The organism is Ruegeria sp. HKCCA6837 (assembly GCF_013034475.1).
Classification (GTDB): domain Bacteria; phylum Pseudomonadota; class Alphaproteobacteria; order Rhodobacterales; family Rhodobacteraceae; genus Ruegeria.
Genome location: NZ_WQGD01000011.1, coordinates 1 through 25,706, shown reverse-complemented (window position 1 = coordinate 25,706; position 25,706 = coordinate 1). Strand labels below are relative to the sequence as shown.

General features: G+C 56.5%; 29 protein-coding genes and 1 pseudogene. 15 read left to right on the top strand and 15 right to left on the bottom strand.

What is annotated here, in order from left to right; all coding sequences use genetic code 11:
* Positions 1 to 41: 41 nt before the first annotated feature.
* The 3 genes from era (at position 42) to GOV91_RS15330 (ending at position 1,713) form a co-directional block, all read left to right on the top strand.
* Complete coding sequence (gene era / locus GOV91_RS15340) at positions 42 to 950, top strand: GTPase Era (RefSeq protein WP_171180767.1); 909 nt, start codon at positions 42 to 44, stop codon at positions 948 to 950.
* Positions 947 to 1,276, top strand: a complete 330-nt coding sequence (locus GOV91_RS15335; protein ID WP_171236153.1) for a DUF1491 family protein — start codon at positions 947 to 949, stop codon at positions 1,274 to 1,276. Before era ends, GOV91_RS15335 begins: the two co-directional genes overlap by 4 nt.
* A 113-nt stretch (positions 1,277 to 1,389) precedes the next feature.
* Positions 1,390 to 1,713, top strand: a complete 324-nt coding sequence (locus GOV91_RS15330) for a SemiSWEET transporter (protein ID WP_171180764.1) — start codon at positions 1,390 to 1,392, stop codon at positions 1,711 to 1,713.
* A 59-nt stretch (positions 1,714 to 1,772) separates the two neighbouring features.
* Here the strand turns inward: GOV91_RS15330 and GOV91_RS15325 are convergent, their stop codons facing one another.
* Both GOV91_RS15325 and GOV91_RS15320 read right to left on the bottom strand, forming a co-directional pair.
* Complete coding sequence (locus GOV91_RS15325) at positions 1,773 to 2,162, bottom strand: VOC family protein (protein WP_171236152.1); 390 nt, start codon at positions 2,160 to 2,162, stop codon at positions 1,773 to 1,775.
* A gap of 262 nt (positions 2,163 to 2,424) precedes the next feature.
* On the bottom strand, positions 2,425 to 2,676 hold the full coding sequence (locus tag GOV91_RS15320) for a hypothetical protein (protein ID WP_171180760.1): 252 nt from the start codon (positions 2,674 to 2,676) through the stop codon (positions 2,425 to 2,427).
* A 195-nt stretch (positions 2,677 to 2,871) separates the two neighbouring features.
* Between GOV91_RS15320 and recO the strand changes: the two genes are divergently transcribed.
* The gene (gene recO, locus GOV91_RS15315; protein WP_171236151.1) at positions 2,872 to 3,597 is read left to right on the top strand and encodes a DNA repair protein RecO; all 726 of its coding nucleotides are present in this window, start codon (positions 2,872 to 2,874) and stop codon (positions 3,595 to 3,597) included.
* On the opposite strand, the gene GOV91_RS15310 is transcribed toward recO, so the two are convergent.
* The 3 genes from GOV91_RS15310 to GOV91_RS15300 form a co-directional block, all read right to left on the bottom strand.
* Positions 3,581 to 3,973, bottom strand: coding sequence for an META domain-containing protein (locus GOV91_RS15310; RefSeq protein WP_171180756.1), 393 nt, complete (start codon positions 3,971 to 3,973; stop codon positions 3,581 to 3,583). The genes recO and GOV91_RS15310 overlap by 17 nt on opposite strands.
* Positions 3,974 to 4,009: 36 nt before the next feature.
* Entirely contained in the window at positions 4,010 to 4,564 is a 555-nt protein-coding gene (locus tag GOV91_RS15305) for a hypothetical protein (protein WP_171236150.1), read from the bottom strand.
* A gap of 230 nt (positions 4,565 to 4,794) precedes the next feature.
* A complete protein-coding gene (locus GOV91_RS15300) occupies positions 4,795 to 6,486 on the bottom strand; it encodes an acyl-CoA dehydrogenase family protein (protein WP_171236149.1) in 1,692 nt (563 codons plus the stop codon).
* A gap of 144 nt (positions 6,487 to 6,630) precedes the next feature.
* Here GOV91_RS15300 and GOV91_RS15295 point away from each other — a divergent pair.
* A pseudogene (locus tag GOV91_RS15295) lies at positions 6,631 to 7,395 on the top strand (TSUP family transporter).
* Positions 7,396 to 7,399: 4 nt separating this feature from the next.
* Here GOV91_RS15295 and GOV91_RS15290 read toward each other — a convergent pair.
* The 3 genes from GOV91_RS15290 to GOV91_RS15280 form a co-directional block, all read right to left on the bottom strand.
* On the bottom strand, positions 7,400 to 7,966 hold the full coding sequence (locus tag GOV91_RS15290; protein WP_254440693.1) for a hypothetical protein: 567 nt from the start codon (positions 7,964 to 7,966) through the stop codon (positions 7,400 to 7,402).
* Between the two features lie 12 nt (positions 7,967 to 7,978).
* The gene (locus GOV91_RS15285; RefSeq protein ID WP_254440692.1) at positions 7,979 to 8,317 is read right to left on the bottom strand and encodes a hypothetical protein; all 339 of its coding nucleotides are present in this window, start codon (positions 8,315 to 8,317) and stop codon (positions 7,979 to 7,981) included.
* A 313-nt stretch (positions 8,318 to 8,630) separates the two neighbouring features.
* On the bottom strand, positions 8,631 to 10,229 hold the full coding sequence (locus tag GOV91_RS15280; protein WP_171236148.1) for a phosphoenolpyruvate carboxykinase: 1,599 nt from the start codon (positions 10,227 to 10,229) through the stop codon (positions 8,631 to 8,633).
* 343 nt (positions 10,230 to 10,572) lie between these two features.
* Between GOV91_RS15280 and GOV91_RS15275 the strand changes: the two genes are divergently transcribed.
* From GOV91_RS15275 to GOV91_RS15245, 7 genes are read left to right on the top strand one after another with little or no spacing between them, the layout of a single operon-like run.
* Positions 10,573 to 11,277 (top strand): response regulator transcription factor, encoded by a 705-nt coding sequence (locus GOV91_RS15275; protein WP_171180748.1) that lies wholly within the window; start codon positions 10,573 to 10,575, stop codon positions 11,275 to 11,277.
* A gap of 31 nt (positions 11,278 to 11,308) precedes the next feature.
* Positions 11,309 to 13,027 (top strand): sensor histidine kinase, encoded by a 1,719-nt coding sequence (locus GOV91_RS15270; protein WP_171236147.1) that lies wholly within the window; start codon positions 11,309 to 11,311, stop codon positions 13,025 to 13,027.
* 3 nt (positions 13,028 to 13,030) lie between these two features.
* On the top strand, positions 13,031 to 13,501 hold the full coding sequence (locus tag GOV91_RS15265; RefSeq protein WP_171236146.1) for an HPr kinase/phosphorylase: 471 nt from the start codon (positions 13,031 to 13,033) through the stop codon (positions 13,499 to 13,501).
* Positions 13,498 to 14,379, top strand: coding sequence for an RNase adapter RapZ (gene rapZ / locus GOV91_RS15260; RefSeq protein ID WP_254440691.1), 882 nt, complete (start codon positions 13,498 to 13,500; stop codon positions 14,377 to 14,379). The genes GOV91_RS15265 and rapZ overlap by 4 nt, the downstream gene beginning before the upstream one ends.
* Entirely contained in the window at positions 14,376 to 14,768 is a 393-nt protein-coding gene (locus tag GOV91_RS15255; RefSeq protein WP_171180741.1) for a PTS sugar transporter subunit IIA, read from the top strand. The genes rapZ and GOV91_RS15255 overlap by 4 nt, the downstream gene beginning before the upstream one ends.
* Before the next feature lie 16 nt (positions 14,769 to 14,784).
* Positions 14,785 to 15,054 carry an HPr family phosphocarrier protein gene (locus GOV91_RS15250; RefSeq protein WP_171096062.1) on the top strand — a complete coding sequence of 90 codons (270 nt, stop codon included), beginning with the start codon at positions 14,785 to 14,787 and terminating at the stop codon, positions 15,052 to 15,054.
* 38 nt (positions 15,055 to 15,092) lie between these two features.
* Positions 15,093 to 15,992, top strand: a complete 900-nt coding sequence (locus GOV91_RS15245; protein ID WP_171236144.1) for a lysophospholipid acyltransferase family protein — start codon at positions 15,093 to 15,095, stop codon at positions 15,990 to 15,992.
* Between the two features lie 75 nt (positions 15,993 to 16,067).
* On the opposite strand, the gene GOV91_RS15240 is transcribed toward GOV91_RS15245, so the two are convergent.
* On the bottom strand, positions 16,068 to 16,943 hold the full coding sequence (locus GOV91_RS15240) for a 3-hydroxybutyryl-CoA dehydrogenase (protein WP_171236143.1): 876 nt from the start codon (positions 16,941 to 16,943) through the stop codon (positions 16,068 to 16,070).
* On the opposite strand from GOV91_RS15240, the gene GOV91_RS15235 reads away from it, so the two are divergent.
* Positions 16,942 to 17,910, top strand: a complete 969-nt coding sequence (locus tag GOV91_RS15235; protein ID WP_371732327.1) for a DUF6473 family protein — start codon at positions 16,942 to 16,944, stop codon at positions 17,908 to 17,910. The two genes, GOV91_RS15240 and GOV91_RS15235, sit on opposite strands and share 2 nt — an antisense overlap.
* Positions 17,911 to 17,969: 59 nt before the next feature.
* Here the strand turns inward: GOV91_RS15235 and GOV91_RS15230 are convergent, their stop codons facing one another.
* The 6 genes from GOV91_RS15230 to GOV91_RS15205 all read right to left on the bottom strand — a co-directional run bounded on the left by GOV91_RS15230 (position 17,970) and on the right by GOV91_RS15205 (position 22,293).
* Positions 17,970 to 18,899: an electron transfer flavoprotein subunit alpha/FixB family protein gene (locus GOV91_RS15230; protein WP_171236142.1), complete on the bottom strand. Its 930-nt coding sequence runs from the start codon at positions 18,897 to 18,899 to the stop codon at positions 17,970 to 17,972.
* Positions 18,899 to 19,657, bottom strand: a complete 759-nt coding sequence (locus tag GOV91_RS15225; RefSeq protein ID WP_171236141.1) for an electron transfer flavoprotein subunit beta/FixA family protein — start codon at positions 19,655 to 19,657, stop codon at positions 18,899 to 18,901. The genes GOV91_RS15230 and GOV91_RS15225 overlap by 1 nt, the downstream gene beginning before the upstream one ends.
* A gap of 240 nt (positions 19,658 to 19,897) precedes the next feature.
* The gene (locus tag GOV91_RS15220) at positions 19,898 to 20,470 is read right to left on the bottom strand and encodes a cob(I)yrinic acid a,c-diamide adenosyltransferase (RefSeq protein WP_171180731.1); all 573 of its coding nucleotides are present in this window, start codon (positions 20,468 to 20,470) and stop codon (positions 19,898 to 19,900) included.
* On the bottom strand, positions 20,471 to 20,674 hold the full coding sequence (locus GOV91_RS15215; RefSeq protein WP_171180728.1) for a twin transmembrane helix small protein: 204 nt from the start codon (positions 20,672 to 20,674) through the stop codon (positions 20,471 to 20,473).
* Between the two features lie 77 nt (positions 20,675 to 20,751).
* Positions 20,752 to 21,579 (bottom strand): SDR family NAD(P)-dependent oxidoreductase, encoded by an 828-nt coding sequence (locus GOV91_RS15210; protein WP_171180726.1) that lies wholly within the window; start codon positions 21,577 to 21,579, stop codon positions 20,752 to 20,754.
* Positions 21,580 to 21,648: 69 nt separating this feature from the next.
* On the bottom strand, positions 21,649 to 22,293 hold the full coding sequence (locus GOV91_RS15205; RefSeq protein ID WP_245223292.1) for an SH3 domain-containing protein: 645 nt from the start codon (positions 22,291 to 22,293) through the stop codon (positions 21,649 to 21,651).
* A gap of 206 nt (positions 22,294 to 22,499) precedes the next feature.
* Between GOV91_RS15205 and parC the strand changes: the two genes are divergently transcribed.
* Positions 22,500 to 24,848, top strand: coding sequence for a DNA topoisomerase IV subunit A (parC, locus tag GOV91_RS15200; protein WP_171236140.1), 2,349 nt, complete (start codon positions 22,500 to 22,502; stop codon positions 24,846 to 24,848).
* A 97-nt stretch (positions 24,849 to 24,945) separates the two neighbouring features.
* Entirely contained in the window at positions 24,946 to 25,536 is a 591-nt protein-coding gene (locus GOV91_RS15195) for a hypothetical protein (RefSeq protein ID WP_171180722.1), read from the top strand.
* The last annotated feature ends 170 nt before the right edge of the window (positions 25,537 to 25,706 follow it).

The following is a 25,706-nucleotide window of genomic DNA, read 5'->3' as shown; positions in this document are numbered from 1 at the left end:
TGCTATAGCAGAGCGCAATTGCAAACAGGAACGCCAGATATATGACCACACGCGCCGGATTTATCGCCTTGATCGGAGAGCCCAACGCAGGCAAATCCACCCTTCTGAACCGCATGGTTGGGGCCAAGGTCTCGATCGTGACGCACAAGGTACAGACCACACGCGCCCGCATTCGGGGTGTGGCGATGGAGGGTGACGCGCAGCTGGTCTTTGTTGACACGCCGGGCCTGTTTAAGCCCCGCCGCCGCCTGGACCGCGCCATGGTCGCTGCCGCGTGGGGTGGGGCAGCGGATGCCGATGTCGTTGTCCTGATGGTCGAGGCGCATCGCGGCATCACCGAAGGGGTTGAACGCATCCTTGAGGGGCTGGAAGAGATCGGGCAGGGTCGGACCATCGCGCTGGCGATCAACAAGATCGACAAGGTGCCGTCCGAGAAGTTGCTGGCGCTGACCAGCGACCTGAACGCCCGCTATCCGTTTGCAGAAACTTTCATGATCTCGGCCGAAAAGGGACATGGTGTAGACGATCTGCGCAAATGGTTGGCCGGGGAACTGCCAGAAGGCCCGTGGCTCTATCCTGAAGATCAGATCGCTGATTTGCCTTTGCGCATGATCGCGGCTGAAATGACGCGCGAGAAACTGACCCTCCGCCTGCATCAGGAACTGCCTTATCAGCTGACCGTTGAGACCGAAAACTGGGAAGAGCGCAAAGATGGCTCTGCCAAAATCGATCAGGTCATCTATGTCATGCGCGACGGCCACAAAGGCATCGTACTGGGCAAACGCGGCGAGACGATCAAGGCTGTCAGTCAGGCGGCGCGGGCCGAATTGGAAGAGTTCCTAGACCGTAAGATTCACCTGTTTCTGCAAGTGAAAGTCCGGCCCAACTGGCTGGAGGAATCCGAGCGGTATTCGGAAATGGGGCTGGATTTCAAAGACGGCAACGCATGACCCGCCTGACGGCCGAATTCTGGGTCCATGCCTATTTGGCACGGCTTCGGTTTCAGGAAATCCCGGCCTTTGTTGTGGCCCATGGCGATGACACTGCTGGGGCGGTTCTGGTTAAGCTCAATACGCTGGACGGAAAGGCCGCCGCATTCCAACGCAGCTTTGACCTGATGAGCGGTGAGCGAAAATGGGTCGAGCTTTCCAGCGGCACTGAGACGGATGTGGACGCCGCCATCACCAAACAGCGCAGCTTTGATCCTGACCTTTGGGTGATTGAAGTTGAGGACCGGCAAGGGCGACATCTGCTTGGCGAAGAGGGTTTGGAGTAACCTTTGCACAGATCGCGCTTTGACGCGTGGATCAAAGTGACTATTTTTAAATGACATCTGGCCGCCCAGGGCTGATTACCCCTTGGATCAATGCAAAACGATGAGGTGTTCTCGTGACTGAAACACTTGCTGAGAAACTGGAAAAATCGGAACTTGGCCACTGGATGCAGCGGTTCGAGAACTTCATGGTCTTTGTTGGTGTCGTCGGCCCATTCGCCACGCTTCCGCAACTGGTCAAGCTCTACTTTACCCATTCCGATCACGCCTCAGGTCAGTCGCTGCTGTCCTGGTCGCTTTATGCGGGGCTGTCTTTTCTGTGGTTTGCCTATGGGCTGGTGGTCGGCAAGTTGCCCATCTATGTGGGCAACGGAATCTCAACGGTGCTGAATCTGCTGATGGTCGTGGGTATTCTGATTCATGCCGGTGTGACGTTCTGATCTTCCGACGACCTTGGAATTCCTATCAACATCGCCCCGGAAAATCAGTCACGATGCCTTCAACCTGCATCACTGAAGTAAACAAAGCTCATCTTATTCCCATCCGGGTCGCGGGCATAGGCGCCAAAGAAGTTCGGACCGTATTGGGGGCGATCACCAGGGTCGCCCTCGTTTGTGCCGCCATGGGCCAGCGCCGTTTCGTGTGCATCTCTCACTTCTTTTTCGCTTTGGCAAAGCAAGCCAACCATGTTGCCATTTCCGATTGTCGCAACTTCCTTATCGAACGGCGTCGCGACCCATATGCACCCGCCACCGCGCAGCTCATAGCATACTGCATGCGGCATGTACTCGGCGACGACTTTTCCGCCTATTGTTGACACAACCGCATCATAGTATGTGCGCGCCTTAACAACGTCGTTTGAACCGATCATGACATAGTTGAGTGACATTTCTGAAATCCCTAAATTTAGAACATAAAGGGAACATTAATGGCGGAATTGCATTCGTGCAATGCGATTCTTGTACTGTGGTCAGCCCGATCCCCGCGAAACCGCGACTTCGGACCGTTATGTAATACCACGCTGGAAGTGACCTAGATCCGTGTTGAAGGCTGCCTTTGCTGGGACTGAAGGGAATTGCGACAGACTCGCCTTGCACGGCCCTATGTTCAAAAGGGCAGGGTTTTGGCTTGCTATTCTGAGTGGGCAAATCTCACATGTTGTTTTGACCACTCCAGCCGTCTTCGTACGCGCCCAACACTCTGGACATCTGTAGCAGTGATGAGAACAAGCGCGCGTAAACATCCCTTGATAGCATGGGTTTGTTGTCGTCCAGCACCTGCACCAGATCGACAACGGTCGAAGCGAACCTCTCATACACCTGCATGTCAGCAGCCGTTGGATCATGCGTCCAGATGTTTCGTGCGTCGTAGTAAGCCCCAGGTTGCGGTTCGTCATCAATCATAGCTTGACCCCTTCCATTTGAAGCGCAGTTGGGCGAGCTTGTGAGGCTGTGCAAGATGGCTGGCCGGAAGTCACAAAACTATGGCTGTTTCTGAAAAGAACCTTGAACAGTACAGGCAGGGCAGGTTCTGCACTTGCGTGCCAACTCGGCTTGGGATTTTCTGCGGTTTAACCCAAGCAGCAACAAGGTCGAGTTTTGGACTGGCGTGATCACGGCATACTTCTGACCTCTCGCAACCACGGTGAGACTGCGGCGATAATAGAGGTCTTTACCGAGGCCCACGGGCGTCACGCCGGTGTTGTACGCGGTGGAACCAGCCGTAAGGTCGCGCCCATTCTGCAACCAGGCGCGCAGCTGGACGTGCTGTGGCGCGCGCGGCTGGAAGAGCATCTGGGCACGTTTCAGGTTGAACCGCTGCGGTCCCGCGCGGCGGCCGCGTTTTCGGGGCGGCTGGCATTGTCCGGGCTCAATGCCGTTGTGGCGTTGCTGTCTTTTTGCCTGCCCGAACGCGAACCGCACCCCGCGCTTTACAAGCAGACCGAACAATTGATGGATCTGCTGGGTCAGGATGAAATCTGGCCGCTGGCGTATTTGCGTTGGGAGCTTGCTTTGCTGGATGAGCTGGGCTTTGGTCTTGACCTGACCACTTGCGCCGTGACCGGAGTGACGGAAGGGCTGGTTTACGTGTCACCCAAAACGGGTCGCGCCGTCAGTGCAAAAGGTGCCGGGGAATGGGCGGACAAGCTGTTGCCGTTGCCGCCGTGCCTGCGCGGCCAAGGTACCGCGTCGGACACCGAGATCGCCGAGGCCTTGCGTACGACCGGGTATTTCTTGGAACACCGTGTCGCCCCGTCTTTGGGGCATAACCCGCTGCCAGAAGCACGTGCGCGGTTTGTGGATCAGGTTACTCGGCGGCTGTGAACACCATCTCGTGCTCATCCTCATTGCGCAGGATCAGCACGTCGCCGGACACTTCGGATTGGGTCATGGCCATGAGGGCGGCGAAATAGAACCCCTCTGCCTCGAGTCCCGCACAAGCGGCTCGTGTTGCGCTCAGGTCTTGTATCTCAAACCAGGGGTAGGGCGCATTCAGAGTGCCTGTGTAGCTGTTGCAGGGGGCGTTTCCTGCAATCTTACCCTCTTCTGGAAAGCGCAGCAGGGCGCTGGCCTCGTAAGGTTGGCCATCGATTTCCTGCAACACCCATGTCCGGTCCGCAGCGCCATAGGCGGCGACGGTTTCGTCTTTTTCACATTGGAACAGGCCCAGCAGGGGCAGAGTCAGGATCAGGCGGGTCATTTCAGGGTCTCAACCCAATTAGGCTGTAGGGAAAACTCAATAGGGGATCGTGCCGCTCAGCAAGTCCCGGCGCACTTCACGGCGTGGCCTCCAGTTGTATTTGGTGTCCTCGCGCACGGGTGCCCAGTACAATGCGCCGCTATTCCGCCACGGGTCCAGAATGATACCGTCATACATCGAATCCCCTTTGGCGCTGATCAGCGCGGAATGATGGATGATCCGAAACTGCGTTGGTGGAGACGTGACCCAATGCAAGTCGAGCGTGCGGAAGTTTTCCTGCCGTAGCCGTGCGGTCATGGCCTGTGCCCAATCGTTGCACAGACCAAACTCGCGAAATCCGTTAGCGATCTTGGCATTGTGGATGATGGCTGGATCGGTGATGTTCCATTCCCGCGCCAATTGCTGAGAATAGGTGTAGGAGATCGTGGCAGCCTGTTGCGCCTCGACGGGATCAACCTCGGGCCCGAGCGACCGGATGGCCTGTGTCAGCGCATCGATGTCGCTTTGGGTCGCGTTCGGTTGACTGACGGAGCAGCCGCCCAGCACAAGTGCAGCAAGTATCGCCCAAAGCGCAAAGAGTCGTCGGATCATTTTATGCTCACCATTCCGTTGACTGGGCCTGTTTCGCTGGGTGCTGTACCGGGGTTCCAAACAGATGCAAAGGGGAAGTTTGCAGAGTTCAGCGCCGCAAAGCGGAAGTGCGCCGGATGTTCTCTGTTTACTGAAAGTACATCAGTGGCTGCCCTTGCAATGCCATTGCATCAAGAAAAAGACCCGGCGCAAAGGCCGGGTCAGTTGGGGAAACGGGATGCTGAAAGCAGTTACCCAAGCAGTCGGCGTGCGATAACCTGCGCCTGAATTTCAGCGGCCCCTTCGAAAATGTTGAGAATGCGCGCGTCACACAGGACGCGGCTGATCTTGTATTCCAGCGCAAAACCGTTGCCGCCGTGAATCTGTAGCCCGTTATCGGCAGCGGCCCAAGCCACACGGGCGCCCAGCAACTTGGCCATACCGGCTTCAAGGTCACAGCGCTGGCCGTGGTCTTTCTCCCACGCGCTGAAATAGGTCAGCTGACGTGCAATCATGATCTCGACCGCCATCATGGCCAGCTTGCCGGACACGCGTGGGAAGTTGATCAGTGATTTGCCGAACTGTTTGCGGTCGATCGCGTACTGCATTGCGATATCAAGCGCGCTTTGCGCCACACCGATGGCGCGGGCAGCGGTCTGGATGCGGGCAGATTCGAAGGTTTCCATCAACTGCTTGAAACCCTTGCCTTCTTCGCCGCCCAGCAGGTTTTCACCTTTGACGTGGAAGCCATCAAAGCCCAGCTCGTATTCTTTCATACCGCGATAGCCCAGAACTTCGATCTCGCCGCCAGTCATGCCGGGGGTTGGGAAGGGATTCTCGTCTGTGCCCGGGGTCTTTTCGGCCAGGAACATCGACAGGCCTCGGTGGTCGGTGCTGTCGGGGTTTGTCCGCGCCAGCAGAGTCATCACATGGGTGCGTGCTGCGTGTGTGATCCATGTTTTGTTGCCGGTGATCTGGTAATTGCCGTTTTCATCCTTCACAGCACGCGTCCGCAGGCTGCCAAGGTCTGACCCGGTGTTGGGCTCGGTGAAAACAGCGGTGGGCAGGATTTCGGCGCTGGCCAGTTTTGGCAGCCAGTTGGCTTTCTGCTCGTCCGTGCCGCCGGCGATGATTAGCTCGGCTGCAATTTCGGACCGGGTGCCCAACGAGCCGACGCCGATATAGCCGCGCGACAGTTCTTCTGAAACTACGCACATCGACGCCTTGGACAGGCCAAACCCGCCGAATTCCTCTGGGATGGTCAGGCCGAACACGCCCATTTCCGCCAGCTCTTCGATGATTTCCAGCGGGATCAGCTCATCCTTCAGGTGCCATTCATGGGCGTGGGGCTCGACCTTCTCCTGCGCGTAGCGGCGGAATTGGTCGCGGATCATCTCAAGCTCTTCGTCCAGACCAGATGCGCCGAACATGGTGGCACCCGCCTGATCCTGCATCAGTTCGACCAAGCGGCTGCGCGCCGCTTGAGAGTTGGCCTGCGCCATCAGATTTTGAACTTCGCTAGACTGAAAGCCCGACAGCGCGTCCCAGCCAAGGCCCATATCCTGAAGGCGGACGACTTCGCTCTGGTTCATCGGGATGCCACCTGCGACCTGATGCAGATATTCGCCAAAGGCGATCTGGTGCAGCAGCTGCTCAAGCTCGCTGAATTTACCTTCGGCTTGCAGCGCTTCTGCCCAGCGTTGCATCTGTTGCAGTGACTGAGTGTAAGTGGCGAGCCAAGCCAAGCCATGCGCAGCAGTCTGGTTCGCTTCAATAAGGGAGCCAGACACGCGGCCATCCGCAGTGACCATGCCGCGCACAGACTCGCGGGCTTTTTCAAATACTGCCTCCACCGCAGGCACAGCGGTTCGGGTTAAATCCAGAAGATCGGGCAAAACTGCAGCAGTTGTCATCTCGGTCATATCCTGTCCGTCGTGGGCCATGAATCGCGTCCTTTCCTGGGTCGTCTGGTCATATCATGCTGCACGTGCAGCGCAACAAAAATACTTATTACGCTGCGAAAAAGTTCAAAAATTACCTTATCATTTTTGCAATGCAGAAGAAATTCCAGATGGTATCTAGGGGGAATGAACTTGTTTTCCATTCTTTCCCCGCAGGACCTGATGCTTGCCATGGCCATTGCTTTTGCTGCGGGGTGGATAAAGGGTATTGTTGGTTTCGCCATGCCCATGGTCATGGTGTCCGGGTTGAATTCTTTTCTTACCCCGGAGTTGACCTTGGCTGGGCTTATCCTGCCAACGCTTGTGACGAATGGGCTTCAGGCATTGCGCGGAGGCGCGGTCGCCGCTTATTCCTCGGTCTTGAACTTTCGCGTGTTCCTGATCGTCGGTGGCCTCATGTTGGTTCTGAGCGCGCAACTAGTCACCATGGTGCCCAGTTCCGTTTCGTTGCTTTTGATTGGCGGTCTTGTTTCCGTTTTCTGCCTGTTTCAAGTTCTGGGGGTCCGTCTGGTACTGAACCAACCGTCGCCTAGAATTGAGGCTGCCATGGGAGGGTAAGCGGGTTTTGCGGGCGGCATGTCTGGTGTTTAGGGGCCGCCAACAGTGGCCTACCTGATGGCCTTGAATACACCCAAGACGGAACAGAACCGCATTCAGGGTGTTATTTATGGGCTAGGTGCGCTGCTACTTGTTGCCGCTCATTTAGGATCCGGCATCTTGCGGGCGGAAACAATTCCGTTTTCCGCGATACTGATCTTACCGGCTCTGGCCGGAATGTGGGTCGGCTTCAAACTGCAGGACCGGATTGACCAGGCCAGCTTTCGCAAAGCGACTTTACTTGTATTGCTGGTGGCTGGGTTGAACCTGCTGCGGCGCGGTCTGTTGGGGTGATTTCTCAACCCGTACGTCTATCGGCAAAGCGGAACGCGAAATAGAGCCCCAGCATTAAGAAGAACAAGCCCGAGATATCCCCGATCAAAAAGGCAATATATTCGACGGTTTCACTGCCAAAGGCCAGATTTGTCAGCCCTGAGACAAGAAAGGACGTGATTACACCTACTCCCATGATGCAAACCCAACATGGCTTATGATCAGGGCGCGGGAACAAATCCCACCCCACAGCCTTTAACAGATAAAACACTGCTGGAACCGTGGTGACTGCAATGGCAATGGCCAGCAGGCGACTGGGCAGGAAAACGTCCGTACCCCCCAAATAAGCAAAAACGATGAAGACGCCTGGCAACAAGGCAAAAATCGCGCGCCACCCTAGCAGCCAAGCAGAAAGAACCCGCACGCCATGTGGCAAAAACAGCAGGCTGGCCCGGCTTGGGTATTCGGGAAAATACATGTTCTGGAGCGGCATCAGAACGGCGAAGGTCAGGAATGACGCCACGACATAGGCCAATGAGGCCGCAAACGTATCAATCGCCCAGGCGCGCACTGCGATCACCGCATCGCGCATATGTTGCAGTCGTCATCTGGGAGCATTAACGATATACCGCCCCCGGTTGGCGCTGCCGCTTTGTGAAAGAAAGCCTTTTTCCACCAAGGATTTCAGGGCGCGGAAAAAAGTCGGGCGCGATACGCTTTGAACCAATGTATGCTCGATCAAACCAAACGTGCGCACTTCCTGATCGGACTTGGAAAGCTCTTCTGCGGCGTAATAGATGTCGCGCTCAACCGGAGATAGTTTTTCCAGACCCAGCGTCCGCTCCATGCTTTGCATCAGTTTGCGAAGTTCGGTGAGTTTCGAGATTTCTGTCATGTTCTTACCTGCAATTTCCTGTGCCAACGATCGCCAGTCTGCAACCATTTGGGCCACCCCGGTTTCAATACAAACCAGGTAGTCCCATATTGACACTCATCCCCATTTACATAGACTAGGCACCTGATTAGGTTGCTCAATTCAGCATTGTGAGTGTGCGCGTTTGAGCTGCCACAAAGTCCTTTCAGTCAATGCCCGGCGCTGACGTGCCGGGCTTTTTCGTCCCTTCGAGCCCTATGGGTACCGCAGATCGCAATTTGAAACAACGCACTTGTATGTGCTTTTTGTGACATACAATCAAAGGTTGATATCAAAGAATGACGCCGCGCAAGAAAAAGGGGCCCGTAGGCCCCTTTACTTGCTAGCCGATTGCAACGGCTTTGATGTCGTCATCGATGAACGGCAGGTACTGCTCGAAGTTCTCGGCAAACATCTGAACCAGTTTTTCCGCCTGTTTGTCGAACGCCGCCTGATCGTCCCATGTGCGGCGCGGGTCCAGCAGAACCTCGGCAACTCCCGGCACTGAGACCGGCACGTCAAAACCGAAATTGGCATCCTTGCGGAATTCAGCATCGCGCAGTGACCCATCCAGGGCCGCAGTCAACAGAGCGCGGGTCGCCTTGATGGGCATCCGGCTGCCTACGCCATAAGCGCCGCCGGTCCAGCCGGTGTTCACCAGCCAGCAGGTCGCGCCATGCTGGGCTATCTTGTCGCGCAGAAGGTTGCCGTATTCTTCCGGCCGACGCGGCATGAAAGGCGCGCCAAAGCAGGTCGAGAATGTGGGCTGGGGTTCGGTGACGCCGCGTTCCGTACCTGCAACTTTCGACGTGAAACCAGACAGGAAGTGATACATCGCCTGCGCCGGGGTCAGTCGCGCGATCGGAGGAAGCACGCCAAACGCATCGCAGGTCAGCATAATGATGTTCTTGGGATGGCCCCCCAAGGCGCTGTTGGAGGCGTTGGATATGTACTCCAGCGGGTAGGCGCAGCGCATATTTGCGGTCAGCGAATCGTCGTCGAAATCCAGCTCTTTGGTTTCGGGGTCGAATACCATGTTCTCAATCACGGTGCCGAACTTGCTGGTGGTCGCGTAGATTTCTGGCTCGGCCTCGGCGTTCAGGTTGATTGTTTTGGCATAACAACCGCCTTCAAAGTTGAAGGTGCCGCGATCCGACCAGCCATGTTCGTCGTCGCCGATCAACACTCGGGCGGGGTCAGCGGACAGAGTTGTTTTGCCGGTCCCCGACAGGCCGAAGAACACGGCGGTGTCGACCGGGTTGCCAACAGCGTGGTTGGCCGAGCAGTGCATCGGCATCACGCCTTTTTCCGGCAGCATGTAGTTCAGCAGTGTGAAGACGGACTTCTTGTTCTCACCTGCGTATTCAGTTCCGCCGATCAAAATCAGTTTACGATCAAAGTTCAGCGCGATCACAGTCTCGCTGCGGCAGCCGTGCTTGGCCGGGTCGGCCTGGAAACTCGGGCAGTTGATAATGGTAAAGTCGGCTGTGAAGTCATCCAGATCCTCGCGATCCGGTCGGCGCAGCAGGTGGCGGATGAACAGATTGTGCCATGCCAGCTCGGTGACCATGCGCACGTTGATCGCGTATGCGGGGTCAGCGCCGCCAACGAGATCCTGAACAAAGTAGTCGCGACCTTTCATATGGGCCAGCATGTCTTCGTACAGCGCGTCAAAGCCTTCGGGGCTCATTTCGGCGTTGTTTTCCCACCAGATGGTGTCGACGACGCTGTCGGTTTTGACGACGTGCTTGTCCTTCGGCGAGCGACCAGTGAACTTACCGGTGGTGACCAGAAACGCACCGCCATTGCCAAGTGTACCTTCGCCGCGCTTCAGCGCTTCTTCGATCAACGCTGGTTCCATGAAGTTGTAATAGACATTGCCCAGACCCTCGATGCCCTGATCTTCGAGGCGGAATTGCGGGTTAACCCGTCCAGATGTCATGTTTGTCTTCTCCTGTGGCGGCGCGTAGGCTTTGGCCGTGTGCGCCATTGGGGCAGTGAGCCGGTAAAAACCGGCGGCTGGGCGCCTCTTATCACGGTCGTTTGGGACATGAACAGGCGGGTTGACGCAGTTAGCGCAACCAAGTCCGAGTTTAGCGCCACCACCAATTCAATGTTCGAAAAGCGGGCAGATTTTTGCGGGCATCAAGGCAAATTTGCCGCAGACCTGCCGCAACAAAGGCACGATTCGCGGTTACGGATTGATTCGGCGTCTTAAAACCGCCAACAATGCCTTACAAATAAGCGAATTATTGCGCGAGTGAGCAGGAATAGGGGTGAGCCCGATGTCAAAGATTGCACTGGTGGATGACGATAGAAACATTCTAACGTCCGTATCCATGACACTTGAAGCCGAAGGTTTCGAGGTTGAAACTTATAATGATGGCCAGGCCGCGTTGGATGCGTTCAACAAAAAGCTGCCGGATATGGCTGTGCTCGATATAAAAATGCCGCGTATGGACGGCATGGATCTGCTGCAGCGGCTGCGCCAGAAAACGCAGATGCCGGTGATCTTCCTGACCTCGAAAGATGACGAGATCGACGAGGTTCTGGGCCTGCGCATGGGCGCAGATGACTACGTGAAAAAGCCTTTTTCGCAACGTTTGCTGGTTGAACGCATCCGTGCTTTGTTGCGCCGACAAGAGGCGACAAGCGGAGATGCAGTTGCCGCCAACAGCGCTGACACGAAGGTTATGGAGCGCGGCGACTTGCGGATGGATCCGTTGCGCCATGCTGTAAGCTGGAAGGGGAATGATGTATCCCTGACTGTGACCGAGTTCTTGTTGTTGCAAGCGCTTGCCCAGCGTCCGGGATTTGTCAAAAGCCGCGATCAGTTGATGGATGTGGCTTATGATGATCAGGTTTATGTGGACGATCGGACAATCGACAGCCACATTAAACGCCTACGTAAGAAAATGCGCGCAGCCGACCCAGAGTTCTCGGCGATCGAAACCCTGTATGGTATCGGTTATCGTTACAACGAAGAATAGGCGCGACGCCTGCAAGAGGTAATGGGCTCTCGTGCGCGACACCGAAGAAACCAGAGAACTGCGCGACGGTGATGTCGTTCTTGGGGATGACTGGGTCATCCCACAGGATTTCGAATCCGCCGAGCTGAGCGAGAAGCGGTCCCGGAGAAACCTGTTTTCTCTGCGCGGTTCACCCTTGGCGCGCAAAATTATCACTTTCAACCTGATCGCCTTGGTGATTTTGGTCACAGGGCTGCTGTATCTGGACGATTCGCGCAAAGAAAAGGTGCAGCAAACCGCCCGCAATCTGCTGGGTGATGCGCAGCTGGTCAGCAACGTTTTTGAAACCCAGCTGCGGCAGGGGGCGCAGATCTCTGCGCAAAATGCCGGAAACCTTGACGTCAAGGACACGCTTTCAGGGCTGACGCTGCCCGAAGGCGGCGAGGTTTTTGTGTACGACGCCAGCGGCACTTTGATCGGGTGGACACGCGGCGTGCCACAAGCGTCCGATATGCCCGTGCTTCTGCGTACAAGCACCGAAGTACAGACTGGCGGCACCGTCATCAGCGACACATTGAATGCGGTTTGGATTGGGCTGTCGAACATATTCAACTGGTCGACCGAAACTGAATCTCCGACCTTGGCGCAGCGAGTCCAAACAATTATTCCGCAGGCTCTTACCGGGCAAACACAGGTTCAGGCGGTGCAGGATAGCGCGGGTGACACAGTGATTGTTGCCGCTGCTCCGATCCTGTACGAAGGCAACCCAGCGGGCGCGGTTGCCATCACAGGTCCGGCAGGGGAAATTGACGCGCTTGCCCGCCGCGAACAAGAGCGCATCCTTCAGATGTTTGTGGTGGCCCTGCTTGTCTCTGTAGGGCTAAGTTTGGTTCTGGCCTCAACCATCGCCAACCCATTGGCGGATTTGGCGGCAGCGGCTGAAATGGGCAAGGATCGTGGCACAGGGGTTAATCCCGGTCGTATCCGTATCCCGGACCTTAGCGCTCGGCCGGACGAAATCGGACGGCTCAGCCGCGCCCTGCGTGGCATGGTGACCGCACTTTATAATCGGATCGACGCAAACGAGCAGTTCGCGGCCGATGTTGCCCACGAAATCAAGAACCCTCTGGCCAGTCTGCAATCCGCTGTCGGCACATTGCGTATGGTTAAAAGAGAGGATCAGCGCGACAAGCTGTTGGATGTGATCGAACACGATGTCCGTCGTCTGGATCGCCTGGTCAGCGATATCTCGAACGCATCGCGTCTGGACGCGGAATTGGTAAAAGAAGCAGAGCAGCCATTTGATCTGCTCAAACTGCTGGGCAACCTTGGCCAATACTTGGGTGAGGACGCCCGGTCCAAAGGTATCGACTATATAACTGACCTGCCGTCCGAACCCATTGTCATCAACGGGCTCGAAGCAAGGTTGGCGCAGGTATTTGTAAACCTCATCACAAACGCGATTTCATTCTGCGAAGAAAACGATGCTATTCGTGTTTGGGTCCGTCAGCGCGACAACCGAGTGCTGGTTGTGGTCGAGGACACGGGCCCAGGCATCCCCGAACAAGCGCTAACGAAAGTGTTCAAGCGATTCTATTCGCAGCGTCCTGCAGAGCACTTTGGCAATAACTCAGGTCTTGGGCTGGCGATCTCAAAGCAGATTATCGAAGCCCATGGCGGCGTGATCTGGGCCGAAAACATACGCCCGACCGAGGCAGACATCACCTCTGATCCGCTGGGCGCACGATTTGTCGTGGGGCTGCCTGTTTGAGAAATGCAAATCTTCTTACTGTCAGAGGCCAACAACCGTGACAGGGCGTGCGTTCATGCGTCTTGTGTATCGGTAGAACAGCGTGGCGTGTTGATCATCGGGGCTTCTGGTGCTGGGAAATCTGAGTTGGCGTTGCAGCTGATGGCCTATGGGGCTGACCTGGTTGCAGATGACCGTGTGATTCTACAGATGCACGATGAACAGATCGTTGCGTCCGCTGTTCCGCATATCCGTAACTTGATCGAAGCGCGTTACATCGGCCTGCTCAGGGCCGAAGCAAAGGAGCCAGTTCCGATCGATTACGTCGTCGATCTGGACCAGAGCGAACCACAACGCCTACCCGAACAATTCACTGTTCAGGTCCTGAGGCAAACTGTTCCCTTGCTTCGCGGTGCCGGCGTCCCCAATTTGGCTGCAGCGTTGATGCAGCTGCTAAAAAATGGGCGTGTAAATCCGGAATGGCCGAACACATGATTTCACAACGGCGGATCGTATTGGTCACGGGCCCTTCGGGGGCTGGTCGGTCTACCGCAATTCATGTTCTCGAAGACCTTGGTTTTGAAGCCATCGATAATCTGCCCATGGGGCTGCTGATGCGCCTGCTCGATAGCGCGGACAGCGACCGCCCGATGGCGTTGGGTGTTGATGCTCGCAATCGGGACTTTTCGACAATCAGGTTTATCGAGCTTGCAGAAAAGCTGGGCCGAATGGCGCAGGTCGATCTAACGGTATTGTACCTGGATTGCAGCGATGACGTTCTGTTGCGTCGGTTTTCGGAAACCCGTCGCCGTCACCCCGTCGCCAGAAATGCCAGCCCCGAAACGGGCATCCAGCGTGAAAAAGAACTGTTGGCCCCGATCCGCGAGATTGCGGATACCCTGATCGACACCAGTCTTCTCAACGTCCATCAGCTGCGCGAAGAGGTCGAGACCTGGTTTGCGCCTAAAGGCGGGCGGCACCTTGCGGTATCGATCGAGTCTTTCTCGTATAAACGCGGGCTACCGCGCGGGTTGGACATGGTGTTCGACTGCCGGTTTCTTGCCAACCCGTATTGGCGTCCCGAATTGCGGGCGGCCGATGGTCGACATCCTGATGTCGCGCACTACGTGCAATCGGACACGACTTATTCGCCGTTTTTTGAACGAGTCATGGACCTGCTGACTTTGCTGCTGCCCGCATTTCGGGCAGAAGGCAAAGCGCACCTGTCCGTGGCCTTTGGGTGTACCGGGGGGCAACACCGATCCGTTGCAATGGCCGAAGCAGTCGCAAAGGCCCTTGCCGAAGGCGGTCAGCAAGTGGCAATTAGGCATCGCGAGATGGAACGCCGGACGTTGAATGTGAGGTCGGATTGATCGGAATTGTGATCGTTGCGCATGGGGGGTTGGCTCAGGAATATCTGGCCGCCACACAGCATGTGGTCGGGCCGCAACCCGGCCTGGTGGCTATTGCGATCGAAGCTGAACACGACCGCGACAAGAAACAAGCCGAGATCTGCCAGGCGGCCGACAGCGTAGACATGGGCGATGGCGTCGTGGTCGTTACAGATTTGTTTGGCGGAAGCCCATCGAATCTCAGCTTAAGAGCCTGCGCACCTCAGGATCGGCGGATTCTTTATGGTGCCAATCTGCCTATGTTGATCAAATTGGCCAAAAGCCGCCACCTGCCCATCGGCGATGCTGTACGTCAGGCGATGGAGGCTGGACGGAAATACATAAATGCACAAAATGTGACATTGGAATAAGACCGGATTGACGACTATGACCAACCGAAGCCTTAAAATTATCAATGAAAAGGGCCTGCATGCCCGCGCCTCGGCAAAGCTGGTCGAGGTCGTGGAAGGGTTCGATGCCCGTGCCGAGGTATCAAAAGACGGACTTTCTGCTTCAGGTGATAGTATTATGGGTCTTTTGATGTTGGCAGCCTCGCGCGGAACAACTATTGACGTCGAGACGTCCGGGCCGGATGCTGAGGCATTGGCGGAAGCTCTGGAAGCGCTTGTGAACGACAAGTTCGGAGAGGGGTTTTAATCCGCCCCGCCGCGACATGAAAACGGGAAGACCAGGAATTGGCGGAAACGACGCACGAGACCAAGACAAGCCCGGTGGTGGATGGGACCGCGGATGAGGGCGAAATCTACGACCGTAGAACCCTGACCTATGCGAACTCGTTTGACGATGCCTGGACTTCGACCGCCATTCGGGCCATCGAGTGGTGCACCGGCAAGCTGACCATTTTGCGAATGGTCAACAAATTCGAAAAAAAGAACGAATACTATCGCGGTCAGCGGTTCTGGGGTGGTGCCCTTACGACTATGGGAATCGACCTGACCACACCGCAAGAACAGATTGCCCGGATTCCCAAAACCGGTCCCGTCGTTGTGGTCGCCAACCATCCGCACGGTATGGTCGATGGCATGATCCTGGCCGAGCTGATTGGACGGGTCCGCAGCGATTACCGCATTCTAACCCGCTCAGTTCTGACCGGGCTGGATGAGGCCGCGACATCCTTCATGATCCCGGTGCCTTTTCCGCATGACCCTGAGGCGCAAACCAAGATGCTGGAGATGCGCGGCAAGGCAATGGAGCACCTGAAGAACGGCGGTGTAGTGGCTCTGTTCCCGTCAGGTGTGGTGATGTCATCGGATGACTGGTTTGGTCCAGCTATCGAGCGGGAATGGAACGTTTTCACGGCCAAGATGATCCGCCGCTCGGGTGCGCAGGTGCTGCCGATTTTCTTCCCGGGCAGCAACTCGCGCTGGTACCAGATTGCCAATAAACTGTCGCCGATTCTGCGTCAGGGTTTGCTGCTGCACGAGATCGTACGATCCTGCAACAAACCGCAGTCGCCGGTTATCGGCGAGCCGATCGGCGATGAAGACATGGAACTGCTCGAGCGCGACCCGCGCGGCTTCATGGCATGGCTACGGAATCGCACAATGTCCTTGGGCCAATCAAACAAAGCCTGATCCGCGTCTTCATCTGGCCAAAAGTGCCTCGGGGGTGAGCCCGGATGAAATCCGGGTGAGGGGGCTGGCCCCCTATCAACGTGTCGGTACCGGAACCTCTTCGCGATAGTCGTAAAACCCACGCTCGGTCTTGCGGCCCAGCCAGCCAGCTTCGACATATTTAGTCAACAGCGGGCAGGGGCGGTACTTGGTGTCTGCCAGACCGTCGTGCAAGACATTCATGATTGCCAGACAGGTGTCCAGCCCGATGAAGTCCGCCAATTCCAGCGGGCCCATCGGATGATTCGCGCCCAGCTTCATCGATTGGTCGATGGATTGAACGCTGCCGACGCCTTCATACAGCGTGTACACGGCCTCGTTGATCATCGGCATCAGGATGCGGTTAACGATGAAGGCCGGGAAATCTTCGGCACTAGCAGCCGTTTTGCCCAGGCGGTCGACAACAGCTTTGCAGGCGCTGAATGTGTCTTCGTCCGTCGCAATGCCCCGGATCAGTTCCACCAGCTGCATAACCGGCACTGGGTTCATGAAATGAAACCCCATGAAACGCTCTGGCCGGTCGGTGCGGCTGGCCAGACGTGTGATCGAGATAGACGATGTGTTGGACGTCAAAATCGTATGTGGCAGAAGATGTGGTTGCAGGTCTTCGAAAATCGCCTGCTTGATCGTTTCCCGTTCGGTCGCAGCCTCGATCACCAGATCGGTCTGTCCAAGGCGGGGCAACTCCAAAGTGGTCGAGATCCGGTTCAACGCGGCCTGCATCTCTGCGTCGGTGATCTTCCCGCGAGAGGCTTGGCGCGCCATGTTCCCTTCAATTGTGGACACAGCGTTATTCAGTGCGTCCTGGCTGACATCGCTCAGCAAGACCTCGTATTCCGCCAATGCCAGAACATGGGCAATCCCATTGCCCATCTGACCTGCGCCAATCACTCCGACTGATTTTACTTCCATGTACAGCTGCCTTTGCCCTGAAGGATACCGCGACAGTATCGGCAGACCGGGGCATGCGGCAAGGGGATCGAACCAGTCAATTTTGCTTCAAATGCGCGCATTAGGAATTTCTCAACATCTGAGGCCGCAAGATGGCAACCGGGTGAAATGTGGGGGGCTTGGGATTAGCTTTCATGAGATGAACAGGTGCGGGGACTCCGTCTGTCAATACAAGGGCTCCAAACTCTGGTTTCGCGGCCGGCCGAGTGACCTGAGCGACCCTTTCGTTGCGTGTTTGGGTGGAGAGGAAACCTTTGGCCGTTTTGTGGAACAGCCTTTTCCTGCCGAGCTTACCAAACTTTTGGGACGACCTTGTGTCAATTTTGGTAGCCTTTTTTGTGGTGCTGACGCGTTACTTGCTGATCCGGCAGTGTTAGAGTTGGCAAACAGGGCCGAAATTTGCGTGTTGCAAACACCTGACTTGCCGTGCTTGTCGAACAGGTTTTACCGGGTTCATCCGCGCCGCAATGATCGGTTTCTGGCCCCTTCGCACGATCTGGAACAGCTTTTTCCCGAGGTCGACTTCACGGAAATCCATTTCGTACGGCATCTGCTAACGCGGCTGCAAGCAGTGCAAGACGCGCGATTTGAAGTCATTGCTCAAGAACTGCGCGAGGCTTGGGTGCGCACTACGTCCAAGGTTCTAAGCCAAATCAAACCGCCGGTAATTTTGCTTTGGCTAGAGGTGCACAGGCAGGAGGGGATGCACAGCGACCTCGTTTTGCCAAATGTCGAAATGATCAATCAGCTTCGGCCCTTGTGTACGGGTATCGTTGAATGTTCGGTGCGCGTGACAGGACAATCGGAATCTTTGGAAGATGTGTTGTTTGGAACCTTGCAACAGCCAATGGCAGAGCATGTGATAGGCCCATCTGCGCACCGTGAGATTGCCGGGAAATTGCTACCTGTTTTGCGGGACCAAAACTGAAAAGGCCCGCCAGAAGGCGGGCCCTGTAAGGTTTTTCGACGAAAACTTACGCTGTTTGATCAGCCGAGTTTTTCGGTCAGTTCTGGTACGGCCTGGAACAGGTCTGCGACCAGTCCGAAGTCGGCGACTTGGAAGATCGGGGCTTCTTCGTCCTTGTTGATCGCAACGATGACCTTGGAGTCTTTCATACCGGCCAGGTGCTGGATCGCGCCCGAGATGCCAACGGCGACATATAGGTTAGGGGCAACAACCTTACCGGTCTGACCCACCTGCCAGTCGTTCGGGGCATAGCCCGAGTCAACGGCGGCCCGCGACGCGCCAACTGCAGCGCCCAGCTTGTCGGCCAGGGTTTCGATCAGTTTGAAGTCCTCTTCCGAGCCGACGCCACGGCCGCCGGAGACAACAACGCCTGCCGAGGTCAGTTCCGGACGGTCGCTCTCGGCCACCTTGTCCTCGACCCATTCCGACAGACCGGGGTTTTCACCGACAGAAATGGTCTCAACCGGGGCCGAGCCACCTTCGCCCGCAGCATCAAAGCTGGCGGTCCGCAGGGTGACAACTTTCTTGGCGTCGTTCGATTTCACGGTCTGGATCGCGTTGCCAGCATAGATCGGACGCTCGAAGGTCGAGCCGTCAACTACACCGGACGCATCCGAGATCACCATCACGTCCAGCAGCGCAGCAACGCGCGGCATCACGTTCTTGGCGTCGGTGGTTGCAGGGGCAACGATGTGCTCGTACCCGTCGGCCAGCGACACGATCAGCGCCGCGGTCGTTTCCGCCAGGCGGTGACCCAGCGAGGCATCTTCGGCAACTAGAACCTTGGACACGCCGTCGATCTTTGCGGCGGCCTCACCGGCAGCAGCGGCAGACCCACCTGCGGCCAGAACGGTCACATCGCCCAGAGCCTTTGCAGCGTTGACGGCTTTTGCAGTCGCGTCCAGCGCCAGTTCACCATTGTTGACTTCGGCAAGCAGAAGTACAGCCATTACACAGCCCCCGCTTCTTTAAGTTTCTCGACCAGCTCGTCGACCGAGCCTACAACGATACCAGCGGCGCGCGCTGGCGGCTCGTCGGTTTTGACAATCTCCAGACGCGGGCTGGCATCCACGCCGTAGTCGGCGGCGGTTTTCTCATCCAGCGGCTTTTTCTTCGCCTTCATGATATTGGGCAGTGACGCGTAACGCGGTTCGTTCAGGCGCAGGTCAACTGTCACGATGGTCGGCATCTTGACGCTGATGGTCTGCAGGCCGCCGTCCACTTCACGGGTGATCTTGGCGCTGTCGCCTTCGATGTCCAGTTCCGAGGCAAAGGTACCCTGCGACCAGCCCAGCAGGGCCGACAACATTTGGCCGGTGGCGTTCATGTCATTGTCGATTGCCTGTTTGCCCGCCAGAACGATGCCAGGCTGCTCTTCCTCGACCACTTTGGCCAAGATCTTTGCAACGGCCAGCGGCTCAATGTCGGTGTGAACGTCGTCTGCCGCCACAACAAGGATCGCGCGGTCGGCGCCCATGGCCAGCGCAGTCCGCAGGGTTTCCTGCGCCTGCTTGACGCCGATCGAAACGGCGACAACTTCGTCGGCCTTGCCAGCTTCTTTCAGACGGATCGCCTCTTCAACAGCAATTTCGTCGAACGGGTTCATCGACATTTTGACATTGGCGAGATCAACACCGCTTCCATCCGCTTTCACGCGAACCTTAACGTTGTAGTCAATCACGCGTTTGACAGGCACCAGTACCTTCATTTTTGCGTACGCTCCTCAAAAAAACGGCAAGCCGCGAAGGCGACTCTGCCAATGCTCTCGACGGACTAGATAGCGCCTGCAGCAGTGGCACAACAGAGCAAAATCGTCACGTCATAGCGTCGGGACGTCGCGTTTTGCGGTTTTTTTCAAACAAGGGCGAAAGATTGCCGTTTGAAGCCTCTGCATTTTAAGGACTGCGGCGCGCACAAATTTGACAGCCGCCTTCCCACCGCGCCGCTTTCAGCGGTTCGCGCCCGGAACCCACAAAACGTCGTCTTTGCCGTTGGCGTTCGCGCAGCGAGCCGCGACAAAGAACCAGTCGCTGAGCCGGTTGAGGTATTTGACAGCCACATCGTTGACCGGCTCCATATTCGTCAATTCGACCGCCAGCCGTTCTGCCCGACGAGACACCGTACGACACACGTGCAGATGCGCTGCCAGACGTGATCCACCGGGTAGGATGAAACTGCGCAGTGGTTCCAGATTTTCGTTCATCGCATCAATCTCGGCTTCAAGACGGTCGATCTGAGAGGGTACGATACGCAGGGGTGGATAGTCGGCCTCGGAATCCTTATCCATATCGGGGCGACAAAAATCTGCGCCCAGGTCGAAAAGGTCATTCTGAATGCGCGACAATGCTGCATCTGTTTCACCTTGGGCCTCGGTTCGGGCCACACCGACAAATGCGTTCAACTCATCTACCGTTCCGTACGCGGCAACGCGCCCCGCGTATTTGGCCACGCGTTCGCCATTGCCCAGAGCGGTTTTGCCGTCGTCACCTGTGCGTGTGTAAATCTTGTTGAGAACGACCATTTATTGCACCCCTTGTCCGCGCAGGTAAACGAATAGCACGATCAGCACCACGGCAATGAACTGAAAGAGGATGCGAAGCCGCATCATCTTGTTGCTTTTCTTTGCAGCTTCCATGCCGCTTTTGCCGAAATTCGCAATGCCAAGGGTCAGCACTACGACAACTGCCGCCATGGCCAAAAGCAGAACGACCATTAAAAGGTCCATTTCAAGTCACCGTCCGGTTTTTTCGATTATGACCCATCTAGCGTTGGGACGTCAAAAAGCGAACGGGAAATTTCGCCTCAGATGTCCGACAGGATGCGATCGGTCGCTTTTGTGGGCAAGATTCGGCGCAATATCCCGGCCACATATGTGGGCGTCGTCACATAGTATCGCGCCTTCGGCCGCCGCGCTTCAGCCGCGTGGGCGAGTTTGTCGGTCACAGCCGAAGCTGGCAGTTCGAAACGATCCGGGCCGCTGCTTTCATAAAGCCTTTTCAACAGCGAGGCTTCATATTTTTCTCGTAACGCCGAGCTTTCCCAATCAATGAATCTTTCGAACATCGGGATCGCTTTTTCCCTGAGTTTCGAGGTGATTGGTCCGGGTTCGATCAGAACAACGTGAATTCCGGTATCCCGCAGTTCAAGCCGCATTGTGTCGGTCAAACCCTCGATGGCGTATTTGGTGGCGACATAGGCCCCACGCCAGGGGAAGGCGACAAGGCCCAGAACCGAAGAACACTGAACTATTCGTCCATAACCCTGTTCCCGCATAACGGGAATCACCTGGCGTGTCAGCTCATGCCATCCGAAGACATTGGTTTCAAAGATATGGCGTAATCCGTCCGTAGGCACGTCCTCGACCGCGCCAGGCAGTCCATGGGCGCCGTTGTTGAACAAGGCATCCAGAGTGCCGCCCGTTGCCTCGAGCACAGAAGATAATCCCGACGTAATGCTCTTGGTGTCGGTATAGTCGATTTTGGGGCTTTCAAAGCCTTGTGCGCGCAGACGGTCGCAATCGCGTTGCTGGCGGCAGGACGCAAAAACACGCCAGCCGCGTGCACGCATACCGTGTGCTGCATCCAGGCCTATACCCGAAGAGCATCCCGTAATGAGTATCGATTTCTGCATGAGCCTTCCGAACATGAACCCCGCCAATAGCTATGGCGGGGTTTGCGGCAGGGCAATGACGCTCCGGCGTCAGTTTGTTGTTTTCCGGACAAGTGATGCCGAAATCCATCCAACCTGTTGCCCCGGCAACACGCGCAGGCGCAACCAGCCTGTGCCCGATTCGCTTAAGACTTCGACCTGTTGGCCAATGCGGGCCTTGCCGATGATTGGATAAATGGTTCCGGGCCCGTCGCGCATATTGACACGGGTACCCGAAATTTCGCGGATATCTTTGGGTGGTTCAACTGGTGCAGCCAGATCAACCGTTGGCAGTTCGGCATCCGTTGCGACTTGTTCCAGTGACCCCAAACCTTGCTCAAGCGACGCCAGGGTCAGAGTGACGTTTTCGTCGCTGAACAGCGACGGGTTTGCCTTGAGGCCCGCAGCCACTTGCGAAAGCAAGGCTTTGGTCTCCTCTTCGCCCAGCTGAGCATCGGATTCGACGGGCGTCGGCACCACTTTTTCTGACGCGGCAGAGGTCCGTATCACCAGTTTCTCAACCGGTTCAGGTTTGACAATTGGTGTGGGTTCGACGACCGGTGTCGCCGGTTTGGCTGCAACAGCAACGCGTTCCGGCTTAGCGTCGCGCACACCGCGCGGTTCAAAGTCGGGACCTCCGCTCATCACGTAAAACGTCCAGCCGAGAGCGGCGAAAGTAACAAGTATCAGGCGCATAGAGGCCATCCCCCAAGGTAATCGTAACAACAATAATAGGCAGCAATCATTCAATTGTTGGAATGGTAGCATAATTGTGAGGCCGAGTCGAAAATTCGGGGAAAACACTCACTTGCCTCCCCCTGTTGCAAAAAGCGCGACTTGTCCCCAGTAAAATGTACTCTGCTTGCTTTACCCGGGCAGCCTAGCGTCGTATCACATCATGTATGAATGACACGATCGACGACCCCAATATGGAGGCCCCTGACAATGGGGGCGAGGTTGCTGAACCACTGCGCCGCGCGATAGGTGAGCGCTATCTGACCTATGCGCTGTCCACCATCATGCACCGTGCTCTGCCTGATGCGCGGGACGGGTTGAAGCCGGTACACCGGCGAATCCTCTATGCGATGAGGGAACTGCGACTCAGTGCAACCGGAGGTTTTCGAAAGTCCGCCAAGATCTCGGGCGATGTGATGGGTAACTATCACCCGCACGGTGACGCCGCTATTTACGACGCGATGGCGCGATTGGCGCAGGACTTCAACGTCCGTTACCCGTTGGTCGACGGGCAAGGGAACTTCGGCAATATCGATGGCGATAACCCTGCTGCCTCTCGTTACACTGAGGCGCGGATGACCATCGTGGCCGAGGCGCTGCTTGAGGGCCTGAACGAGGACGCTGTCGATTTCCGCGACAACTATGACGGCACACTAACCGAGCCGGTGGTGCTGCCTGCGCAATTCCCGAACCTGCTGGCCAATGGTGCCAGCGGTATCGCTGTGGGTATGGCGACGAACATTCCGCCGCACAATATCGCCGAGCTGTGCGATGCCTGCCTGCATCTGATCAAGACGCCGGATGCCCGCGACGATACGCTGCTGAATTATGTGCCCGGCCCCGATTTCCCAACCGGCGGCGTGATTGTCGAGCCGGCGGAGAATATCGCGCAAGCTTACCGCACTGGGCGCGGTTCGTTCCGGTTGCGTTGTAAATATGAGGTCGAAGATCTGGGCCGGGGCCAGTGGCAGATCATTGTCACCGAAATTCCGTATCAGGTTCAGAAATCCAAGCTGATCGAAAAGATCGCAGAGCTGATCCAGACCAAGAAAATTCCAATTCTCGCCGATGTGCGCGACGAATCTGCCGATGACATCCGACTGATCCTTGAACCTCGATCTAAAAACGTAGATCCCGAGGTGCTGATGGGCATGCTCTATCGCAACTCGGACCTTGAAGTGCGGTTCAGCCTGAACATGAACGTGCTGATAGACGGGGTAACGCCCAAGGTCTGTTCGATGAAGGAAGTGCTGCGCGCCTTCCTCGATCACCGGCAAGAGGTGCTGATCCGCCGCTCACGTCACCGGATGGCCAAGATCGACCACCGTTTGGAGGTCTTGGAAGGCTTTATCGTTGCTTTCCTAAACCTTGACCGTGTGATCGACATCATCCGCTATGACGACGACCCCAAAGCCGCGTTGATGCGCGAGGATTGGGGCATCGACCACGTTCGTGCCACCGACGAGTCTGATTACGTCACGCCCAAGCCGGGTGAGGGCGAACTGTCCGAGGTTCAGGTCGACGCCATTCTGAACATGCGCCTGCGCAGCTTGCGCCGTCTGGAAGAGATGGAGTTGGTCCGCGAACGTGACGAGCTGATGCTGGAACGCGCCAATCTCGAAGACCTGCTGGCCGATCCGGCCCTACAATGGGCGAAAATAGCCGAGCAGTTGAAAGAGACGAAGAAGACCTTCGGCAAAGACTACGACGGCGGCGCGCGTCGCACGCAGTTCGCCGAGGCCGGACAAGTCGAAGAAGTTCCGCTTGAGGCAATGATCGATAAGGAGCCGATCACGGTCGTCTGCTCTCAGATGGGCTGGATTCGCGCCATGACCGGCCATATCGACCTGAAACGAGAGCTGAAGTTTAAAGATGGCGACGGCCCGCGTTTCATTTTCCACGCGGAAACTACGGATCGCCTACTGGTGTTTGCTTCGAATGGGCGATTCTACACTGTCAGTGCGGCCAATCTGCCCGGTGGACGGGGAATGGGCGAGCCGCTGCGCCTGATGGTTGATCTGCCGAACGAGGCCCAGATCATCGACATCCTAATCCACAAGCCGGGGCGTAAATTGCTGGTGGCCTCGGATGCAGGCAATGGGTTTATGGTTCCCGAAGATGACGTGCTGGCCCAGACCCGCAACGGAAAACAGGTGCTGAACGTCAAAGGCGACGAGACGGCGATGATCTGTAAACCGGTCGATGGCGACCACGTGGCCGTTGTATCCCAGAACGGTAAGTTCTTGGTTTTCCCGACAGAAGAACTGCCTGAAATGACCCGTGGCAAGGGTGTGCGCCTGCAGAAGTACAACATGGCGCGTGGACGGCAGGGCACGCTGGAACTGGATGGCGGCTTGTCGGACATCACCACCTTCAACTGGGAAGAAGGGCTGAAATGGTCCATGGGCGGTGAGAAGACCCGGCACGAGGCGGATATGTCCCAATGGTTGGCCAAGCGCGCGAGCGTTGGGAAAAAACCACCGTACGGCTTCCCTCGGGACTATAAGTTTTCGTGACTCTGCTGCCACTGCGATCAATTTCTGCCGATACGACTTTGCACAGGCCGTGTTGGTGCGCTACATCCCGTAAAACAGGCCTATCGAGAAGAGACACATGTTGCGAATTCTGACCCTGATTACCGGATTGGCCCTGATGGGCGCATGTACGCAGACCCAGGTTTATGAACCGCCTGAGTCGTTGGGGGAATTCAAACTGCGCGTAAACTATGCCTTTGCGGACAAAGCCGTGCAGGGTCCGGTGTCGCGCGACGCCACACCAGATGAATGGACCAAAGCCATTCAGAACGCGGTTGATATTCGATTGGGCCGTTACGAAGGCGCGCAGGAATATGACATCGGCATCAGCCTTGAGGGGTATATGCTGGCACCCCCGGGGATACCTGTGATCTACAATCCTAAAAGCACCGCGATTGTGCTGGTCAACGTGTATGACGTTAAGAAAAAAGAGTTTCTGGCCAAAGGGAAACAGTTTCAAGTGCTGGAAGACACGACCGGTGAAAGTGCCCTTACCGGCTCTGGCAATACCCGAACCAAAGAAGAACAGATGAGCGGTCTGGCCCTGAAGGTCGCGGACCGAGTCGAAGAATGGTTGGCCGAAGAACATGAAGAGAATGGCTGGTTCGACAAGCGTCCGAGCCTGATCCAACCGCTGGAATCCACCGAGGTCACGCAAAATCCTGCGTGATTGCCGCATTTCCCTCAGGATGTGCTTGATTTTCCCCCGTGAACCAAATATTCCGCGCGCGCAGATGTAACCACGGGACCAAGGGTCCCCCAAATCGCTAAAGGGCGCCTGAGGAATGGCAAAGGAAAAGTTTGAGCGTACAAAACCGCACGTCAACATCGGCACGATTG

Bases quoted from the DNA above. Each gene is read 5' to 3' on its own strand.
- era (WP_171180767.1), top strand. From the start codon at position 42: ATGACCACACGCGCCGGATTTATCGCCTTGATCGGAGAGCCCAACGCA.
- GOV91_RS15335 (WP_171236153.1), top strand. From the start codon at position 947: ATGACCCGCCTGACGGCCGAATTCTGGGTCCATGCCTATTTGGCACGG.
- GOV91_RS15325 (WP_171236152.1), bottom strand. From the start codon at position 2,162: ATGTCACTCAACTATGTCATGATCGGTTCAAACGACGTTGTTAAGGCG.
- GOV91_RS15320 (WP_171180760.1), bottom strand. From the start codon at position 2,676: ATGATTGATGACGAACCGCAACCTGGGGCTTACTACGACGCACGAAAC.
- GOV91_RS15310 (WP_171180756.1), bottom strand. From the start codon at position 3,973: ATGACCCGCCTGATCCTGACTCTGCCCCTGCTGGGCCTGTTCCAATGT.
- GOV91_RS15305 (WP_171236150.1), bottom strand. From the start codon at position 4,564: ATGATCCGACGACTCTTTGCGCTTTGGGCGATACTTGCTGCACTTGTG.
- GOV91_RS15300 (WP_171236149.1), bottom strand. From the start codon at position 6,486: ATGGCCCACGACGGACAGGATATGACCGAGATGACAACTGCTGCAGTT.
- GOV91_RS15290 (WP_254440693.1), bottom strand. From the start codon at position 7,966: ATGCGCGATGCGGTGATCGCAGTGCGCGCCTGGGCGATTGATACGTTT.
- GOV91_RS15285 (WP_254440692.1), bottom strand. From the start codon at position 8,317: ATGGTTGCAGACTGGCGATCGTTGGCACAGGAAATTGCAGGTAAGAAC.
- GOV91_RS15280 (WP_171236148.1), bottom strand. From the start codon at position 10,229: ATGACATCTGGACGGGTTAACCCGCAATTCCGCCTCGAAGATCAGGGC.
- GOV91_RS15275 (WP_171180748.1), top strand. From the start codon at position 10,573: ATGTCAAAGATTGCACTGGTGGATGACGATAGAAACATTCTAACGTCC.
- GOV91_RS15265 (WP_171236146.1), top strand. From the start codon at position 13,031: ATGCAAATCTTCTTACTGTCAGAGGCCAACAACCGTGACAGGGCGTGC.
- rapZ (WP_254440691.1), top strand. From the start codon at position 13,498: ATGATTTCACAACGGCGGATCGTATTGGTCACGGGCCCTTCGGGGGCT.
- GOV91_RS15250 (WP_171096062.1), top strand. From the start codon at position 14,785: ATGACCAACCGAAGCCTTAAAATTATCAATGAAAAGGGCCTGCATGCC.
- GOV91_RS15235 (WP_371732327.1), top strand. From the start codon at position 16,942: ATGTACAGCTGCCTTTGCCCTGAAGGATACCGCGACAGTATCGGCAGA.
- GOV91_RS15240 (WP_171236143.1), bottom strand. From the start codon at position 16,943: ATGGAAGTAAAATCAGTCGGAGTGATTGGCGCAGGTCAGATGGGCAAT.
- GOV91_RS15230 (WP_171236142.1), bottom strand. From the start codon at position 18,899: ATGGCTGTACTTCTGCTTGCCGAAGTCAACAATGGTGAACTGGCGCTG.
- GOV91_RS15225 (WP_171236141.1), bottom strand. From the start codon at position 19,657: ATGAAGGTACTGGTGCCTGTCAAACGCGTGATTGACTACAACGTTAAG.
- GOV91_RS15220 (WP_171180731.1), bottom strand. From the start codon at position 20,470: ATGGTCGTTCTCAACAAGATTTACACACGCACAGGTGACGACGGCAAA.
- GOV91_RS15215 (WP_171180728.1), bottom strand. From the start codon at position 20,674: ATGGACCTTTTAATGGTCGTTCTGCTTTTGGCCATGGCGGCAGTTGTC.
- GOV91_RS15210 (WP_171180726.1), bottom strand. From the start codon at position 21,579: ATGCAGAAATCGATACTCATTACGGGATGCTCTTCGGGTATAGGCCTG.
- GOV91_RS15205 (WP_245223292.1), bottom strand. From the start codon at position 22,293: ATGCGCCTGATACTTGTTACTTTCGCCGCTCTCGGCTGGACGTTTTAC.
- parC (WP_171236140.1), top strand. From the start codon at position 22,500: ATGAATGACACGATCGACGACCCCAATATGGAGGCCCCTGACAATGGG.
- GOV91_RS15195 (WP_171180722.1), top strand. From the start codon at position 24,946: ATGTTGCGAATTCTGACCCTGATTACCGGATTGGCCCTGATGGGCGCA.